The organism is Aeromonas sp. NJAU223 (assembly GCF_051125555.1).
Taxonomy (GTDB): domain Bacteria; phylum Pseudomonadota; class Gammaproteobacteria; order Enterobacterales; family Aeromonadaceae; genus Aeromonas; species Aeromonas veronii_G.
Genome location: NZ_CP144204.1, coordinates 3,021,542 through 3,038,247 on the forward strand (window position 1 = coordinate 3,021,542; position 16,706 = coordinate 3,038,247).

At 62.3% G+C, this 16,706-nt stretch carries 14 protein-coding genes; 9 read left to right on the forward strand and 5 right to left on the reverse strand.

Annotated features, from left to right (window positions below; all coding sequences use genetic code 11):
- Window positions 1-2: 2 nt before the first annotated feature.
- Both cyoA and VZC39_RS13635 read right to left on the reverse strand, forming a co-directional pair.
- Window positions 3-1,031 carry a cytochrome o ubiquinol oxidase subunit II gene (cyoA, locus tag VZC39_RS13630; protein ID WP_349918682.1) on the reverse strand — a complete coding sequence of 343 codons (1,029 nt, stop codon included), beginning with the start codon at window positions 1,029-1,031 and terminating at the stop codon, window positions 3-5.
- Between the two features lie 543 nt (window positions 1,032-1,574).
- Window positions 1,575-2,018, reverse strand: a complete 444-nt coding sequence (locus VZC39_RS13635; protein WP_434663238.1) for a carboxymuconolactone decarboxylase family protein — start codon at window positions 2,016-2,018, stop codon at window positions 1,575-1,577.
- A 119-nt stretch (window positions 2,019-2,137) separates the two neighbouring features.
- On the opposite strand from VZC39_RS13635, the gene VZC39_RS13640 reads away from it, so the two are divergent.
- A complete protein-coding gene (locus VZC39_RS13640; RefSeq protein ID WP_434663240.1) occupies window positions 2,138-3,046 on the forward strand; it encodes a LysR family transcriptional regulator in 909 nt (302 codons plus the stop codon).
- Between the two features lie 88 nt (window positions 3,047-3,134).
- On the opposite strand, the gene VZC39_RS13645 is transcribed toward VZC39_RS13640, so the two are convergent.
- Both VZC39_RS13645 and VZC39_RS13650 read right to left on the reverse strand, forming a co-directional pair.
- Window positions 3,135-3,464: a DUF3634 family protein gene (locus VZC39_RS13645; protein WP_434663242.1), complete on the reverse strand. Its 330-nt coding sequence runs from the start codon at window positions 3,462-3,464 to the stop codon at window positions 3,135-3,137.
- Window positions 3,465-3,549: 85 nt separating this feature from the next.
- A complete protein-coding gene (locus tag VZC39_RS13650; RefSeq protein ID WP_434663245.1) occupies window positions 3,550-4,533 on the reverse strand; it encodes a nucleoside hydrolase in 984 nt (327 codons plus the stop codon).
- Window positions 4,534-4,817: 284 nt separating this feature from the next.
- On the opposite strand from VZC39_RS13650, the gene VZC39_RS13655 reads away from it, so the two are divergent.
- Complete coding sequence (locus VZC39_RS13655) at window positions 4,818-5,396, forward strand: HutD family protein (RefSeq protein WP_434663247.1); 579 nt, start codon at window positions 4,818-4,820, stop codon at window positions 5,394-5,396.
- Between the two features lie 94 nt (window positions 5,397-5,490).
- Here the strand turns inward: VZC39_RS13655 and azu are convergent, their stop codons facing one another.
- The gene (gene azu / locus VZC39_RS13660) at window positions 5,491-5,946 is read right to left on the reverse strand and encodes an azurin (protein WP_434663250.1); all 456 of its coding nucleotides are present in this window, start codon (window positions 5,944-5,946) and stop codon (window positions 5,491-5,493) included.
- A gap of 310 nt (window positions 5,947-6,256) precedes the next feature.
- Between azu and VZC39_RS13665 the strand changes: the two genes are divergently transcribed.
- The 7 genes from VZC39_RS13665 (at window position 6,257) to VZC39_RS13695 (ending at window position 16,694) form a co-directional block, all read left to right on the forward strand.
- On the forward strand, window positions 6,257-7,327 hold the full coding sequence (locus VZC39_RS13665) for an FAD:protein FMN transferase (RefSeq protein WP_434663253.1): 1,071 nt from the start codon (window positions 6,257-6,259) through the stop codon (window positions 7,325-7,327).
- A gap of 158 nt (window positions 7,328-7,485) precedes the next feature.
- Entirely contained in the window at window positions 7,486-9,126 is a 1,641-nt protein-coding gene (locus tag VZC39_RS13670) for a response regulator (protein ID WP_434663255.1), read from the forward strand.
- Between the two features lie 57 nt (window positions 9,127-9,183).
- Window positions 9,184-10,146, forward strand: coding sequence for an ion channel (locus VZC39_RS13675; RefSeq protein ID WP_349918692.1), 963 nt, complete (start codon window positions 9,184-9,186; stop codon window positions 10,144-10,146).
- A gap of 103 nt (window positions 10,147-10,249) precedes the next feature.
- Entirely contained in the window at window positions 10,250-11,056 is an 807-nt protein-coding gene (gene xthA / locus VZC39_RS13680; protein WP_434663258.1) for an exodeoxyribonuclease III, read from the forward strand.
- 218 nt (window positions 11,057-11,274) lie between these two features.
- The gene (locus tag VZC39_RS13685) at window positions 11,275-11,703 is read left to right on the forward strand and encodes a hypothetical protein (RefSeq protein ID WP_349918694.1); all 429 of its coding nucleotides are present in this window, start codon (window positions 11,275-11,277) and stop codon (window positions 11,701-11,703) included.
- A gap of 289 nt (window positions 11,704-11,992) precedes the next feature.
- Window positions 11,993-13,495 (forward strand): efflux RND transporter periplasmic adaptor subunit, encoded by a 1,503-nt coding sequence (locus VZC39_RS13690; RefSeq protein WP_434663261.1) that lies wholly within the window; start codon window positions 11,993-11,995, stop codon window positions 13,493-13,495.
- 73 nt (window positions 13,496-13,568) lie between these two features.
- Window positions 13,569-16,694: an efflux RND transporter permease subunit gene (locus tag VZC39_RS13695; protein ID WP_434663264.1), complete on the forward strand. Its 3,126-nt coding sequence runs from the start codon at window positions 13,569-13,571 to the stop codon at window positions 16,692-16,694.
- The last annotated feature ends 12 nt before the right edge of the window (window positions 16,695-16,706 follow it).

The window sequence follows — 16,706 nt, forward strand, 5'->3', positions numbered from 1 at the left end:
AATTATTCCTCGGATCCTGCTTTCACACTCTTGTCAGCCATCGACGTGGCCATGTGTCCTGCATGCTCGTCATGATTCATGGCCGCGTGGTCCATGGTGTCCTCATTGGCGGACTCATGGTTCATGGCCTCGTGCTCCATGGCGCCAGCTTGCTTGGCGTCGTGGCCACCATGGGACATGCCGCCCATGAACTTGTTGATCACATTGACGAACAGCTTGGGATCGGCGCTGGCGAAGTACTCAACCGGGTGGTTTTCGCTCTTCTTGGCCAGAACATCGAACTCACCCATGGTGTTCAGTGCCTTGGAGGAGGCTTTCACCTTGGCGACCCAGGCGTCGAAACCGGCCTGATCTTGCGTCGCGATGGCGTTGAACTTCATGCCGGAGAAACCCGCGCCGCTGTAGCCGCCGGAGATACCCTTGTACTGGCCTGCCTCGTTGGCGATCAGGTGCAGCTTGGTCTGCATGCCCGCCATGGCGTAGATCTGGCCACCCAGCTGGGGAATGAAGAAGGAGTTCATCACGGTGTCTGAGGTCACGCGGAAGTTGACCGGGGTGTTGACCGGGAAGGCCAGCTCGTTGACCGAGGCAATGCCCAGTTCCGGATAGACAAACAACCATTTCCAGTCGAGGGAGATGACATCGACCTGGATCGGTTTCACATCAGACTCCAGCGGCTTGTAGGGGTCGAGCGAGTGGGACGTTTTCCAGGTAATCACCGCCAGGATGGCGACAATGATGACGGGTACGGTCCAGACAACCGCTTCAATCTTGTTGGAGTGGGCCCAGTCCGGCGCGTAGGTGGCTTTGGTGTTGGACGCTCGGTATTTATAAGCGAACGCCACCGCCATGATAATCACGGGCACCACCACAATCAGCATCAAGCCGAGTGCGGTCAATATCAGTGATTTCTGCTCCAGACCGACTTGCCCCTTGGGGCTCATCAGAGCCATGTCGCAACCGCTCAGCAAACCAGCAGTCGCGATCAACAGCAAAGCGCCCAAGCCCCTCTTCACATCAAAAGGTCTCATGCAATGTCCTCATCTTCCCAAGGCTTATTGGTATAATTAAAAAATGCAGCATTTTATTGCATCAGACAGGCATGTGAACAACATGAAAAATTAATCCCAAAATTGTTTTCAAGCTGATACAAACACACAGTGGATGTTAATTACTTGACATCGACCAATTAACTCGGATCCCCGCCCAGCAATTCATCTCCCGTTAATTTTCTACACGGCCAAAAACGCTCACTAATTAAACAAAAACATCATTCATCCTTATATTTCCAATGGATAAACGGAAATCAGGGCCTCATATCGCTCCCTCACATCCGGCATTCTCATTACCAGTTCCTTGATCTGGCGCCATGAAACTATCACAAAAATATAAATTAATTAATCAAACGATCGTATGATTAACTTCTTGCATTCAAAAAAGAACCCATTTCCTCCGCAACCCCCTCCTTTTTTAGCCCCTCAAGGCGAAAAAAACGGGCCCCCTGCGGGGACCCGTCATCAGCACATTCTGCCGCCATTTCTCGTTAACACGACATTAACAAATGACATCTGATGTCAGTCGTGGGCATGCTCCATCCGGGTCGCGACCGCAACCCGATTCCAGGCGTTGATGGTGATGATCTGCATCAGACACTGGGCCAGCAGGGTCTCTCCGAGCAGGATCAGCCCCCGCTGATAGCTCTCCTCGCTGAGACCCTGTTCGGCGATCAGAGTCACCTCGTCGGTCAGGGCCAGCACGGCGCGCTCCCGCTCGTCGAACAGCGGGGATTCCCGCCAGGCAGCCAGCGCCAGCAGCCGCTGAGGGCTCTCCTGCTGCTTCAGTGCCACCGCCCCGTGCATCTCGATGCAGTAGGCGCAGCCGTTGATCATGGAGGCTCGCATCTTGATGAGCTCCTTGAGGGCGGGGGGGATCCCGGTAGTGCCGAGATAGGTTTCCAATCCTCGCATGGCCTGGATGGCGACGGGGATCTGGGTGGCAAGCTGGATACGGTGGGACATGACAAGATTCCTTCGATGAGCACCCCCATGGGCGATGAGGGCATTGTCCACTCTCATTCAGATGAATAGAATATGGCCGTAATCGGCAACAGTTTTGCGTTAAACGCAAAGGATGAGTCATGCTGGATCGCATCCGTATCCTGGCCCAGGTGGTGGAGTCAGGCAGCTTCTCCCGCGCCGCCCGCGCCCTCAATCTGGCCCCCTCCTCGGTCACCCGCACCATCGACGGTCTGGAGCAGCAGCTCGGTGTGCCGCTGTTCAAGCGCAGCACCCGCCAGCTGGTGTTGACCGATCAGGGGGAATACTTTCTCACCCGCTCCCTCCCCCTGCTGGAGGAGGCGGATCAGCTGGTGCAGTCCCTCCAGCCCCTGTCCGGTGCGCCGCAAGGGGGGCTGCGGGTGTCCGTGTTCGAGAGCTTCGGTGCCGCCTGGCTGGCCCCCCGGCTGCCCGCCTTCCTCGCCCGCTATCCCGGCGTGCGCCTCGAGATAGAGCTCGACAACCGGCTGGTGGATCTCGACGCCGAGAACGTGGATCTGGCCGTGCGCATCGGACGTCCTCTCGACAGCGGCCTGCACGCCCGCCGCCTGCTGGCGAATCGTACCCTGCTGGTCGCCTCCCCCGACTACCTGGCAACCCATGGGGAACCGACCCACCCCGGCGACATTGCCAATCACAACTGCCTCATCCGCGGTCAGGGTCGGCAACGACAGCACTGGCACTTTCAGCAGGGGGCCGAGCGTCAGCGGGTCGCGGTGCAGGGCAATCTCACCTCCATCGGCGGTACCCCGCTGCTGTGCGCAGCCAAGGCGGGCTGCGGCCTGCTGCTGCTGTCGAGCTGGATGGTGCAGCAAGGACTGGACGAGGGGTCCCTGCTGCCCGTCCTGCCCGACTGGCAGGCATCTCCCTACGAGGATCGTCACGACGAGATCTATGCGGTGTTTCGCGGCGGACGCTTCTTGAAACCCCAGACCCGCGCCTTCATCGACTTCCTGATAGAGGTGATGAAGCCCCTGCAGGGGCCCCGTTGAGGGTGAAACGCCAACCCGCCAACAAGCAAACGCCGGGCAGCGGCCCGGCGTAGTCAGCATTTGAAAGAGTGAGTGGCGGCAGCCGGGCTCAGTGGGACTTGCGCCCATCCGGACTCGGCACCGGACCGCGATAATCACCATAGGGGAAGATGTTGCGCAGCCGCTGGGCCACGGGCTCAGGAATGGAGCGGGAGAAGACGAGGCGTACCCCGTTGCCATCCCGCTGCCCCAGTATGCGACCGCGCACCGGGTCATGCTGCAGCACCTGTTTGGCCTGCGTCAGGAAACGCGGCGGCACGGAGCCCCGCTTCACCACCACCTTGCCGGGGGCGAGCCGGATCTCGAACAGGGCGCCGCGCCCCAGCTTCATCAACCACCAGATCAGGGCTATCGCCACCACCAAAGACAACCAGGCCATCCGTGCTTCTCCTTGCATCCCATTGATGGCCTCAGTATAGGCCTCGCCGGCGGCCGATTATCGGGGGAGCATCACGCTTTGCCCATCACCGCTGGCCGCCCTGGCGACCCTTGCCCCAGGCCACCAGCGTCTCCCGATAGAGTGACAGCAGCGCCTGATCCCGCACCGCCACCCCGACCCGCTGGGCAGGACAGGCGGCCCACTCGTCGTGGGGATGGGCCTTGCCATCGAATTTTTGCAGGGTGTGGCCGATGGCCGGCCCCTCACTGATGACCCGCACCGGCCCTTCCCGCAGGGTGAACAGGGCAGGATCGATGACATAGGCGATGGCGGAGGGATCGTGCACGTGACAACCATCCAGGCCGATGCGCTCGGAATAGAAGCGCAGGTAGAAGCGGCTCACATCCCACAGGAAGCGGCCCGGCTCCCCGGCTTCGCTGCGCAGGGCGTCCAGATAGGCGCTGCTGAAGAAGCTCTGCTGGGTCACGTCCAGCCCGATGATCACCACGGGCCAATCGGCGGTGAACACCCGATCCGCCGCCTCGGGATCGTCGTGAATATTGGCCTCCGCATAGGGGGTCACATTGCCACGATGGCCGTTGACGCCAAAGGCGCCGCCCATCACGACCACTTCTTTCACCAGCCCGGTGATCTCGGGGGCCGCTTCGAGCGCCAGCGCCAGGTTGGTCAGCGGCCCAATGGTCACCAGGGTGATCTCGCCGGGCGCCGCCTTCAGCGCCTCGACGATGTATTGCCAGGCGGGGCGAGCGTCCGCCTTGATGCTCACCTCTCCGGCCTGCACATCTCCAAAGCCGGTGGGGCCATGCACCACCGTGGTCGGGCCGACCGGCTCGCGTTTGAGCGGCGCCGCGGCGCCCTGGACCACGTCGGCCTTCATGCCATATTGCTGCTTGAGCCAGAGCGCGTTGTGGGTGCCGTTTTCGATGGTGGCATTGCCAAATACCGTGGTGATGGCCATCAGTTCGATGGCGGGGTGAGCCTCGGCAAACAGTATTGCCATGGCATCGTCGATGCCGGGATCCGTATCCAGAATGATCTTGTGAGTCATGGTGCCTCCATACAGCGAAGCTGCCAGTGTAGCGAGTCGAGAGCGCTTTAACAGCGTCGCCATCACAGCCTCGGGGTTTCATGGGAACAAGGCCCGGAGTTGGCGACAGATTGCTCAATCCAGCGCCATCAGGAGGACACCGACCACCGAAACTGCTCCCCTTCTTCCCGCCATTGTCCAGTAAATGGCCAACCGGACGGGCCCGATGGCGGCTCGCCTTGTGGGGCCGCGGCCGGGATGGTATCACTTGGCCTCATCCCTTGATTGCCACAAAGAGGCCCACAGTGATCACCCTGATCAAAGAGTCTGACCAGTTGAAGATGCCCTGGAAGAACAAGCAGGGCACCACGGCCCAGATCCTCATCGCCCCCAAGGGGAGCAGCCTGGAGAAGCTCGACTTTGACTACCGCCTGAGCTCAGCCCCCATCAAGGGGCCGGGCCCGTTCTCTAAGTTCCCCGGTTATCAGCGCATCCTGCTGCCCATCAGCGGCGCCGGTTTCGTGCTCAACGGCCACCCCTATGCCACCCATGAGGCCGCCCATTTCAGCGGTGACGACGAGACCCACTGCGAGTTGCTGAAAAAAGAGGTGATGGATCTGGGGCTTATCTATGACCCCGAGCGCATCAGCGCCAACCTGCGGGTGCTCAACCTCCCCTTCCCCTTGAGCCTGACGCTGGAGGCGGACAAGACCTATCTCTGCCACCTGCTGAGCGGCCAGTTGGCGGTTGATGGCAAAGCCGTGGCGGTCAATGAGACCCTGGTCATCACTGGGGAGGAGATCATCCGCTTCGAGTGCCAGAAGAAGACCACCATCGCCTTCTTCACCCTGCAAGCCAGCGAACAGGTGCAGGCCGCAGGCTGATGGCGGCACTGCCCTGATTGCTAGCACCGAACGCCAGAGACAAAAAAGCCGGGAGAACCCGGCTTTTTATCGGCATCGTTAAACCCTACGCAACTTAACCGACCTTGAAGGCACCCTTCATCATGGCGAAGTGGCCGGGGAAGGAGCAGAAGAAGGTGAGATCCTTGCCCGCCAGCCCCTCGGTCTTGAAGGTGACGCTGGTGCTCTCGCCGCCGCCCACCAGCTTGGTGTGCGCCAGGATACGGGCATCGTCCTTGGGCAGGTAGTCGTGATCGGCGCCGGCACTCATGCCTGCGGTGGCGACCGCCTGATAATCGGCGGTATTCGACAGCACCCAGTTATGCCCCATGGCCGTCACCGGCATCTTGCCCGAATGGTGCAAGGTGATGGTCACTTCCTTGCAGGTAGCCGGAACACTCATCTCCTTCAGGTTGAACTGCATGGCATCATTGCCTTCAATCGCCAGGGCGCATTCGTCTGCCTGGGCCGGTGCAACCATGCCCAGGGCGGTCAGTGAACCAAGAAACAGCAGGGTAATGGCCTTTTTCATCATCTTCTCCTTCGATTGGCTATGGATGGCAACACGCTTGCCTGCAGACTCGCCTCGGCGATGGGCAAAGATGCTGTCGTAATCGATCTTCATTCTACCGGACTGTCATCAATCGACGATGGCTTTTGCTCAAAGCTGCGGACCAGGTCACTCGTCTGAGGCTCATTCTCGGCCACCGTGCGACAGCATTTCCTGATCAGAGTGCCACACCGGTTAATTATTTTCCGCTCCGAGCGGGCAATAAACTCGTCAGCACGGACCGGGTTGGCTAAGCTGCCCGCCCGAATTTCATTGCTTATGAGCGTAGTCGATGTCGTTTTCCGCACCGCTTTCCCCCCTTCGCCACGGCGCCCTGCTGGCCCTGATGCTGCTGCTCAGCGCCTGCCAGCCGAGCCCCACCCAGACGCGGATCCAGGGCAATACCATGGGCACCTACTTCGTGGTGACCATCACGGATACCTACCCGGGTGGAAAGCCTGCGCTGCAAAAAGAGGTCAACGCTCTGCTGGCCCGGATGAACAAGGAGATCTCCACCTATGACCCGGACTCCCTCATCTCCCGCTTCAACCTGGGGCCGGCCAACGCCCCCACCCTCATCCCGGCCACCATGGCCAAGATCGTGCAACAAGGCATCGATGCCGGTCACCTCACCGGCGGCAAGCTGGATGTGACCGTGGGGCCCCTGGTCAACCTCTGGGGCTTCGGGCCGGACAAACGCCCGGTCAAGCGTCCCTCCCCCGAGCAGATAGTCCGTGCCCGCGAGCGGGTCGGCATCGACAAACTGGATCTGCTGCCACAGGGGGACCACTTCCTGCTCACCAAGCGCATTGCGGACCTCTACCTCGATCTCTCCACCCTGGGAGAAGGGGCGGCGTCTGACGAGATTGCCGCGCTACTGGAGCGCAAGGGGGTCGACAACTATCTCATCGAGGTGGCGGGAGCCGTGCGCAGCAAGGGTCACAACAGCCAGGGCAACCCCTGGCGTGTCGCCATCGTCGAACCCTCAGGCAAGCCAGGTACCATTGAAGACGTCGTCACCCCCAACGGCATGGGGCTCAGCACCGCCGGCAGCTATCTCAACTATTACGAGCTGGACGGCAGGCGTTATTCCCACATCATCGATCCCGCCACCGGCGAACCCGTGACCCACAAGCTGGTCTCCGCCAGCGTCATCACCCAGACCACCCTGGAGGCCGATGCCCTGGACACGGCGCTCATGGTGATGGGGCCCGAGCAGGCCATGAGCTTCGCGCGTCGCCATCATCTGGCCGTCTACCTCATCGTCAAGACGGAGCAGGGTTTCGAGGCCAGATACACCCCGGAGTTTGCCCCCTATCTCTCCGCCAAGCCGCAAACCGGCGCCACCAAGCCCGTTTCCTGAGCGAGACGGGGCCAAGCTCTGGCCCAGCAGCGCACTTTCCTGCCGGCAAGGCACGGATTTGTGAGGGACGACACGGGCAATTGCGCCGCCGGATTGCCTGTCTGCGGACTTTGGTGGCACACTTCCCTCATCCCATCCCAGCGCCCTGATCCAGACAGATGCAGACTCCCGAGCCAGAGAAAAAAGCCCAGCCCAAGCCCAGACGCATACTGTTGGTCAATGAGCAGCGCTCCTTCCAGATGATGATGAAGGCCATGCTGCTCAACATCGGCATCAATCGCATCACCTACATCAACTCCGCCGAGGAGGCCAGGCGCCGCTGCCAGAAAGAGACCTTCGACATCTATCTGCTGGACTATGAGCTGGGCAGCGGGGAGAACGGCCGCCAGCTGCTGGAGAGTCTGCGGGATCAGAAGCTCATTCCGCCCCAGAGCGTGGTGATCATGGTCAGCAGCGACGGCTCCCGGGCCATGGTGCTGAGCGCCCTCGAGGCCGAACCCGACGAATACCTGATGAAGCCCTTCTCCCAGGAGCAGTTCTCGTTTCGCTTGAAGCGCGCCCTCGCCCGCCGCCAGGCCCTGGAGAGCGTCTTCACCGCCCTCACCCTGGATGATCTGCCGGCGCTGATTGAGGCGTGCGCCGCCCAGGCCGATCGGGTGCCCCGCTTTGCCAACTTCTGCCGCTGTCTGCAGGCCGACACCCAGCTCAAGCTCGGTCAGGCGAGGGAAGCCCGCAGCCTGATGCGCCAGTTGCTGGCCGGACAGGAGAACAGCTGGGCCCGGCTCACCCTTGGCAAGGCCTGTCATACCCTCGCACTGCATGAGGAAGCGGTGAGCCACCTGCAGGTGACCCTGAAAAATGCCCCGCTGATGGTGGAGGCCTACCTCTGGCTGGCGGAGTCCCAGCTCGCCCTCGGCAACAGCGATCTGGCCCAGCAGGAGCTGCGCCGGGCAGTGGACATCTCCCCCCAGTCAGTCCAGCTCTCCCGCCGGCTGGCCGAGGTCTGCCTGCTGCGCCACGACTACGGTCAGGCCAAGGATGTGTTGCTCTCCCTCATCGATCTCTCCCGCAACTCCATCCACCGCACCCCGCACTATCTGGGGGCCTATATCCAGACTCTGACCCTCTATGCCCTCAACAGCAACGACGGTTACCATATCGCCAACCTGCAAAAGCAGGTGAATTCGGCCCTGTCCCGCATTCGCGACTCCCTGATGATGGCGGAGTTCAACTACCCGGTGTTCGAGCAGATCTGCCAGGCCAGGGTGCAGATCGCCCTCGGTGAGCTGCTCAGGGGCAAGAAGATGCTCTACCGCGCGAACCAGAACTGGCTGGATCAACCCGAGACCATGCCCCCCGCCCTGCTGGGAGAGACCATATTGGCGCTCTATCAGCTCGGCGAGTTCGAGTACGCCGAGAGTCTGCAGGCCCTGCTGGCGGAGGATGAAGACAGGCTGCTCACCACCTGCATCCAGGTCACCCGGGATGACAAGACGGTGCAGGAGCGCCGCCAGCGCTACCAGCAGCTCAACGAGCTTGGGATCAAGGCCTATCAGGGCGGAGAGCTGGAGCAGGCCCTCAGCCACTTTCGCGAGGCCCTGCGCCGCACCCCGGCCAACACCGGGGCGGCCCTCAACAAGATCCAGGTGCTGTTGCAACTGATGCAGAAGAACCGCAAGAGTCCAGAATTTGGCGCCGAGTGCCGGGAGACCCTGGAGGTGCTGGAAGGCATTCCCTTGAATCCCGCCCAGCAGGAGCGTTTTCGCAAGCTGCGCCAGGAATATAACCAGCTCAACTAAGCGCCTCCCGTCCCCCCTCACCTATGCTGATACCAGTTCAGCGAGGGAGAGGACAGCATGGCAATGTGCCGGTATCTGGTGGCCGATGGCCGCCACTGCAGCGAAGAGGCGGGAGATCAGGATCTGTGCCGCTGGCACGACCCCAAGGGGGATCATCAATCCCCCGGCACCCTTCAGGCGCTGGAAAACTATGTGCGCCAGGGGGGTCTGTGCCACGGCTTGCAACTGGCCAGGGCCGAGCTCGCTGACCTCAACCTGGTGAACAAGCAAGGTCCCCAGGGTTTCTTGCTGGAGCAGTGCAACCTCTATCGCGCCAATCTGCGCGGCGCCCACCTCTACGGCCTCAGGATTCACGGCGGCAGCCTGATGAAGGCCGACCTCAGCGAGGCCAACCTGCACTGCGCCGAGCTGCACGACGTGAACCTGCTCGGCATCCGCTGGAAGAACACCCGCCTCGACAACCTGGATACCGGCAAACGGCTGATGCAGGACAGGAAGGGACGCCGCGAGCGGGATCCAGCCCAGGCCCGCGTCTGGTTCAAGGAGGCGGAAGAGACCTACCGGGATCTGCGCAAAGCCTCGGAGGCCCAGGGCATCTTCACCATGTCCGGTCGCTACATCCAGCAGGAGCTCACCATGCGCCGCCTGCAGATGCCGTTTTGCTCCTACCAGCGCTTCGCCTCCTGGATAGTGGATCTCTTCTGCGGCTACGGTGAGGCACCCATGCGGGTGGTGCTCTTCTCCCTGCTGCTCATCTTCATCTGCAGCATCTTCTACTTCTTCTTTGGCCTGAGCTTCAGCGGCAATCATCTCATCTACCAGCCACAGGCGAGCCTCGAGCAGAACGCCTTCTTCCTGCTCGAGTGCCTCTACTACAGCGTGGTGACCTTCACCACCCTCGGCTATGGGGACTTCACCCCCGTCGGCCTGTCGCGAATTGTCGCCGCCTTCGAGGCCTTCACCGGCAGCTTCACGCTGGCGTTGTTCGTGGTGGTGTTTGTCAAGAAGATGACCCGTTGACCCGCCACGGTTCAGGGACTGGCCTCTGGCCCGCCCCGCACTTGCATCCGGGGCGGATCCCGAGTTCAATAGCCACTAATAAAAACGACATGAGCATCCCGACATGAAGATCATCTCTTTCAATATCAATGGCCTGCGTGCCCGTCTTCATCAGTTGCAAGCCATCATCGACAAGCATCAGCCGGATGTGATCGGCCTGCAGGAGATCAAGGTCCACGACGAGGCCTTCCCGGTGGCCGACGTGGAGGCCATGGGTTATCACGTGGCGTTCCACGGCCAGAAGGGCCATTACGGGGTCGCCATCATGAGCAAGCAGGCCCCCATCGAGGTGCAAAAAGGCTTCCCCACCGATGAGGAAGATGCCCAGCGCCGCATGATCATGGCCAGTTTCAAGCGGGAAGACGGCTCCATCATCAAGGTGATGAACGGCTACTTCCCCCAGGGGGAGAGCCAGGATCACGAGACCAAGTTCCCGGCCAAGCAGAAATTCTACGAGGACTTGCAGCACTATCTCGAGACCCACCACAGCCCGAGCGACCAGATAGCGCTGATCGGGGATATGAACATCTCCCCCACGGATCTGGACATCGGCATCGGCGAGGCGAACCGCAAGCGCTGGCTGCGGGACGGCAAGTGCTCCTTCCTGCCCATCGAGCGGGAATGGATGGAGCGCCTGAAAGGCTTCGGCCTGACCGACACCTTCCGCGCCGCCAACCCCACCGAGTGTGAGCGCTTCTCCTGGTTCGACTACCGTTCCCGGGGTTTTGACGAGAACCGGGGCCTGCGCATCGATCTCATCATGGCATCCGATGCCCTCAAGGACACCGTGACCGAAACCGGCATCGACTACGAGCTGCGCGGCATCGAGAAACCCTCGGATCACGCCCCCATCTGGACCTGCTTCGCCTGACGCCAGAGCCTCTCTGGCTGGCAGACGCCACACTCGTCAAACAAGGCACCCCGGGGTGCCTTGTTTGTTGCAACAAAGCCCAGGCAGGGACATCCCGTCCCCCATGGCTCGCCATCACGGTGCGGCGCCACGACTTTCCACCTCTTGAGCACAAGGCGCCCTTGACCTTACCCCTTTAGTAAGGTTTACATTCGCCCCAACGTTTATGGGAGTTGTCCATGCTGTCATCGAGATTGCCCACTGTGCTCATCGCCCGGCTGTTGCTGGCGCTGGTGCTCGTGTGCAATCTGACCCTCTGCATCAGCTGGCACGGCGCCGCCCCCGACGACGGGGCCGCCATGGGGATGTCCGCCTCCATGGGCGGGGAACTCGCGGCCATGCAGAGCCTTGCCTGCCACGACAGCCAGGCCAGCCCCCAGAGTCAGGATGATTGCCAGATGCACGGCGGCCTCAGTGCTGGCGGTGCCGGCCTGCCCCTGCTGGCCGCCCTGCTGATCCTCTTTGCCCTGCCCCTGTTGTTGATGCCGCGCCTCGGGGATCTCCTCGCCCTGGATCAGTGGCTGCGCAACCCCTTGCTGCGCCTGCGCGGTGCCCACCCTCCCTCCTGGCCCAGACGGCATCTGATGCTCTCTGTGCTGCGCCATTAGAAACATCTTCTACCGCTAGCCTGCGTGATGGCATGTCCATCGCCTAAAGCAACCCGTACCAGTCGATTATGTCGCTGGCATCCCGTTTGCCAACCAGGCCTGCCAACCGAGATCCCGCTCTCCATCCCCGTCGGCCCTTGTCAGGCCCGGCTATCAAGCATGGCGGATCCCGGCCCGGCCTGACGGCTCGTCAGAAGAGAAGATGTACCATGTCATCAGCCAAGATTGCCGCGCCACGGCGCCCTGCGGGTCTTCCCGCCACCTGTCCGACTCTTGCGGGGAGGCAGCCATGAACAAGAACCTCATCCTCTGTGCCCTGCTGCTCGCCATCGGCGCCGGCGGCGGCTATCTGGCCGCCACCCGTCTAGGACAGGGCGCCAGCGCCGAGAAGACTCCCCTCTACTGGGTCAACCCCATGGATCCGCGCGACAAACGCGATGGCCCCGCCAAGGACAACATGGGGATGGACTTCATTCCCGTCTATGAAGAGAAACAAGGAGGGTCGCCCGGCACCGTCACCATCAGCCCCCAGATCCAGCAAAACCTGGGAGTGCGGCTCGCGGCGGTGGAAAGGCTGCCCGTCCACCAGCAGATCGAGACCGTGGGTTATGTGGGTTATGACGAGGAGCGGCTGGAAGCCATCAACGCCCGCATGGCGGGCTGGATCCGCAACCTCGCCATCAAGAACGAGGGGCAGAAGGTGGCCAAGGGCAGCTTCATCTACGATCTCTACGCCCCGGATCTGGTGAATGCCCAGCACGAGTATCTGCTGGCGCTCAACACCACCAACCCCCTGCTGCTGCGCGCCGCCGAGGGCAAGCTGAAATCCCTGCAGGTACCGGCGGATCAGATAGCCGCCCTCAAGCGCAGCCGCCAGGTGCAGGAGACCATCCGCATCTACGCCCCGAGCAGCGGCTATGTGTCTGAGCTGAAAGTGCGCGAAGGCCAGTATGTGGAGCCCGCCGCTCCCCTGTTCAACATCAGCACCCTCTCTCAGGTGTGGGTCAGCGCCGAGGTGTTCGAACGCCAGGCCGCCCAGCTGAAGGTCGGCGACCCGGTCACCATGACCCTGGACTATGCCCCCGGCCGCCAGTGGCAAGGCAAGGTGGATTACCTCTATCCCACCCTGGATGCCCAGACCCGAACCCTCAAGGTACGGCTGCGCTTTGACAATCCGGACGAATTCTTGAAACCCAACATGTTCGCCAAGGTGAGTATCCGAAGCGGCAACGGTGCTCCCCAGAATCTGGTTCCTAGCGAAGCGGTGATCCGTACCGGCAGCCAGAACCGGTTGGTGCTGGCCCTGGCGGATGGCGACTTCAAGTCGGTGGCCGTGACCCTGGGCCCCCAGTTTGGCGACAAGGTGGCCATTCTGGAGGGGGTCGAACCCGGCGATCGCATCGTCTCCTCGGCCCAGTTCCTGCTCGATTCCGAATCCAGCATCACCTCCGACTTCCAGCGCATGACCGCGATACGACCCCAGCAGATCTGGACCCAGGGGGAGATCCAGGCGGTGGACCTCTCCGGTCGCACCCTGGGGGTCGCCCACCAGCCCATCCCCGAGTGGCAATGGCCCGCCATGGAGATGGACTTCACCGTCGCCGAGGACGTCGACATGAGCCAGCTGAAACAGGGCCAGAGCCTGCATCTGCAGGTGGAACAAGAAGGGGATGAGTACAAGATCGTCAACGTTCATATCGAGGATGCTGACAAAGCCGCCCCTGCCAACGATGACATGAAGAGCATGGAAGGCATGGATCACAGCCAGCACGACATGGGGGACAAATCATGATCCCTGTCCTGATCTGCTGCGTTACCGGTCAGCCCTCCCAGCCACCCGCGGGCCCTGAGCGAGGAGCCACATCATGATCCCATCGATTATTCGCTGGTCCGTCGGCAACCGCTTCCTGGTGCTGCTGCTGACCCTCATGATCACCGCCTGGGGGCTCTGGTCGGTGAAACAGACCCCGGTAGACGCCCTGCCGGATCTCTCCGACGTCCAGGTGATCATCAAGACCTCCTACCCGGGGCAGGCGCCCCAGGTGGTGGAAGATCAGGTCACCTATCCCCTCACCACCGCCATGCTGGCGGTGCCGGGGGCTACCACGGTGCGCGGCTACTCCTTCTTCGGCGACTCCTTCGTCTATGTGCTGTTTGACGACAGCACGGATCTCTACTGGGCCCGGGCCCGGGTGCTGGAGTACCTGAGCCAGGTGGCCCCGAGCCTGCCCGCCTCCGCCCAGCCCCAGCTTGGCCCCGACGCCACCGGGGTGGGCTGGGTCTACCAGTACGCCCTGGTGGACAAAACCGGCAAGCACGACTTGAGCGAGCTCACCTCCCTGCAGAACTGGTTTCTGAAGTACGAGCTGCAGACGGTCAACGGGGTCTCCGAGGTCGCCACCGTGGGCGGCATGGTGCGCCAGTATCAGGTGCGGGTGGACCCGGACAAGCTGCGCGCCTACGGCATCCCGCTCTCCCTCATCCAGACCGCCATCGAGATGGGCAACCAGGAGACCGGTGCCTCCGTCATCGAGATGGCGGAAGCGGAATACATGGTGCGCTCCAACGGTTACCTCAAGAGCGTGGACGATCTCAAGCAGATCCCCCTCGGCACCAGTGTGCGGGGTGCCCCCCTGCTGCTCGGTGACGTGGCGGAGGTGATCACCGGCCCCCAGAGCCGCCGTGGCATCGCCGAGCTCAACGGCGAGGGGGAAGTAGTGGGCGGCATCATCGTCATGCGTTACGGCGAGAATGCCCAGCACACCATAGACGGGGTCAAGGCCCGCCTCGCCCAGCTCAAGTCCAGCCTGCCGGACGGGGTGGAAGTGGTCACCGTCTATGACCGCTCGGATCTCATCGCCCGCGCCATCGATAACCTCTCCGGCAAGCTCATCGAGGAGTTTGCCGTGGTGGTGCTGGTGTGTCTGGCCTTCCTGTTCCACCTGCGCTCCTCCCTGGTGGTGGTCATCTCCTTGCCCATCGCCATCCTGGTGGCCTTCATCGTCATGCACCTGCAGGGGATCAACGCCAACATCATGTCCCTTGGCGGCATCGCCATCGCCATCGGTGCCATGGTGGACGGGGCCATCGTGATGATAGAGAACGTCCACAAGCACATGGAGCGGGAGCAGCTCACCGACAAGAACCGTTGGCGCATCATCGTGGAGGCGAGCATAGAGGTGGGTCCCGCCATCTTCTTCTCCCTGCTCATCATCACCATGAGCTTCCTGCCGGTGTTCGCCCTGGAGGCCCAGGAGGGACGCATGTTCCACCCGCTGGCCTACACCAAGACCTACGCCATGGCGGCCGCCGCCGGGCTCTCCATTACCCTGGTGCCGGTCATCATGGGTTACTTCATCCGCGGCAGGGTCTTGCCCGAGCAGGCCAACCCGCTGAACCGGGGCCTGAGCAATGGCTATATTCCGCTGCTCAATGCCGTGCTGGCCCGCCCCCGAACCACCCTCGTCACGGCGTTCGTGGTGACGGTGGTGGGCTTCTGGCCGCTGCACTATCTGGGCTCCGAGTTCATACCGCCGTTCGATGAGGGGGACATCATGTACATGCCCACCACGGCGGCCAACATCTCGGTGGGCAAGGCACGGGAGATCCTGCAGCAGACCGACAAGCTCATTCGTACCGTGCCCGAGGTCGCGAATGTGTTCGGCAAGGCGGGCCGCGCCGACTCCGCAACCGATCCCGCCGATCTGGTGATGATGGAGACCAGCATCCAGCTCAAGCCCCGGGATCAGTGGCGCCCCGGCATGACCCCGGAGAAGCTGAAAGAAGAGCTCGACTCCCTCATCCGCTTCCCCGGCCTCACCAACGCCTGGGTTCCCCCCATCAAGACCCGCATCGACATGCTGGCCACCGGCATCAAGACCCCGGTGGGGATCAAGATTGCGGGCCCCGACCTCAAGATCATTCAGGAGATTGGCCAGCAGCTTGAGCAAATCGTCGGCAAGGTAGAGGGCGCCTCGTCCGTCTACGCCGAGCGGGTGGCGGGCGGGCGCTACGTCAAGGTGGATATCGACCGTCTGAAAGCGGCTCGCTATGGCCTCAACATCGCCGAGGTGCAGGCGGTACTCGCCACCGCGGTGGGGGGCATGGACGTGGGCCAGACCATAGAGGGGCGCGAGCGCTATCCCATCAACCTGCGTTATCCCCAGAGCTATCGCGACTCGGTGGCGAGCCTGGAACTGTTGCCCCTGGTCACCCCCAAGGGGGAACGCATCGCCCTGGCGGACGTGGCCCGGGTCTATATCAGCGACGAAGCCCCCATGCTCAGGAGCGAAAACGCCCGCCTGAACGGCTGGGTCTACGTGGATATCCGGGACAGGGACATCGGCTCCTTCGTGGGCGAAGCCAGGGCCGAGGTGGAAAAACAACTGGTGCTGCCGGCGGGTTACGCCCTCACCTGGTCCGGGCAGTATGAGTACATGGAGCGGGCCAAGGCACGTCTGGCCTACGTGGTGCCCCTGACCCTCGCCATCATAGTGCTGCTGCTCTATCTCGCGTTCCGCCGCTTCCAGGAGGTGCTGCTCATCCTCATCACCTTGCCGCTCGCCGTGGTCGGGGGGATCTGGACCGTCTGGCTGCTGGACTTCAACCTCTCGGTGGCGGTGGGGGTCGGCTTTATCGCCCTGGCCGGGGTGGCGGTGGAAACCGGCGTGCTGATGCTGGTCTACCTCAACCACGCCTGGGACGATCTCGTCGCCCGCGGCAAGCCCACCCTGCAGGGCCTGCACGATGCCGTCATCCAGGGGGCCGCCCTGCGCCTGCGACCCAAGATGATGACGGTGGTGACCATCATCGCCGGCCTGTTGCCCATCATGTGGAGCCAGGGTACCGGCTCCGAGGTGATGCAGCGCATCGCCGCCCCCATGATCGGCGGCATGGTGACGGCCCTGGTGCTCACCCTGCTGGTCCTGCCGGCGGCCTTCTATCTGTGGCGACGCCGCGCCGTGGAACGGGCGCAAAGCGATGCCCAATGATCCGAACTCACT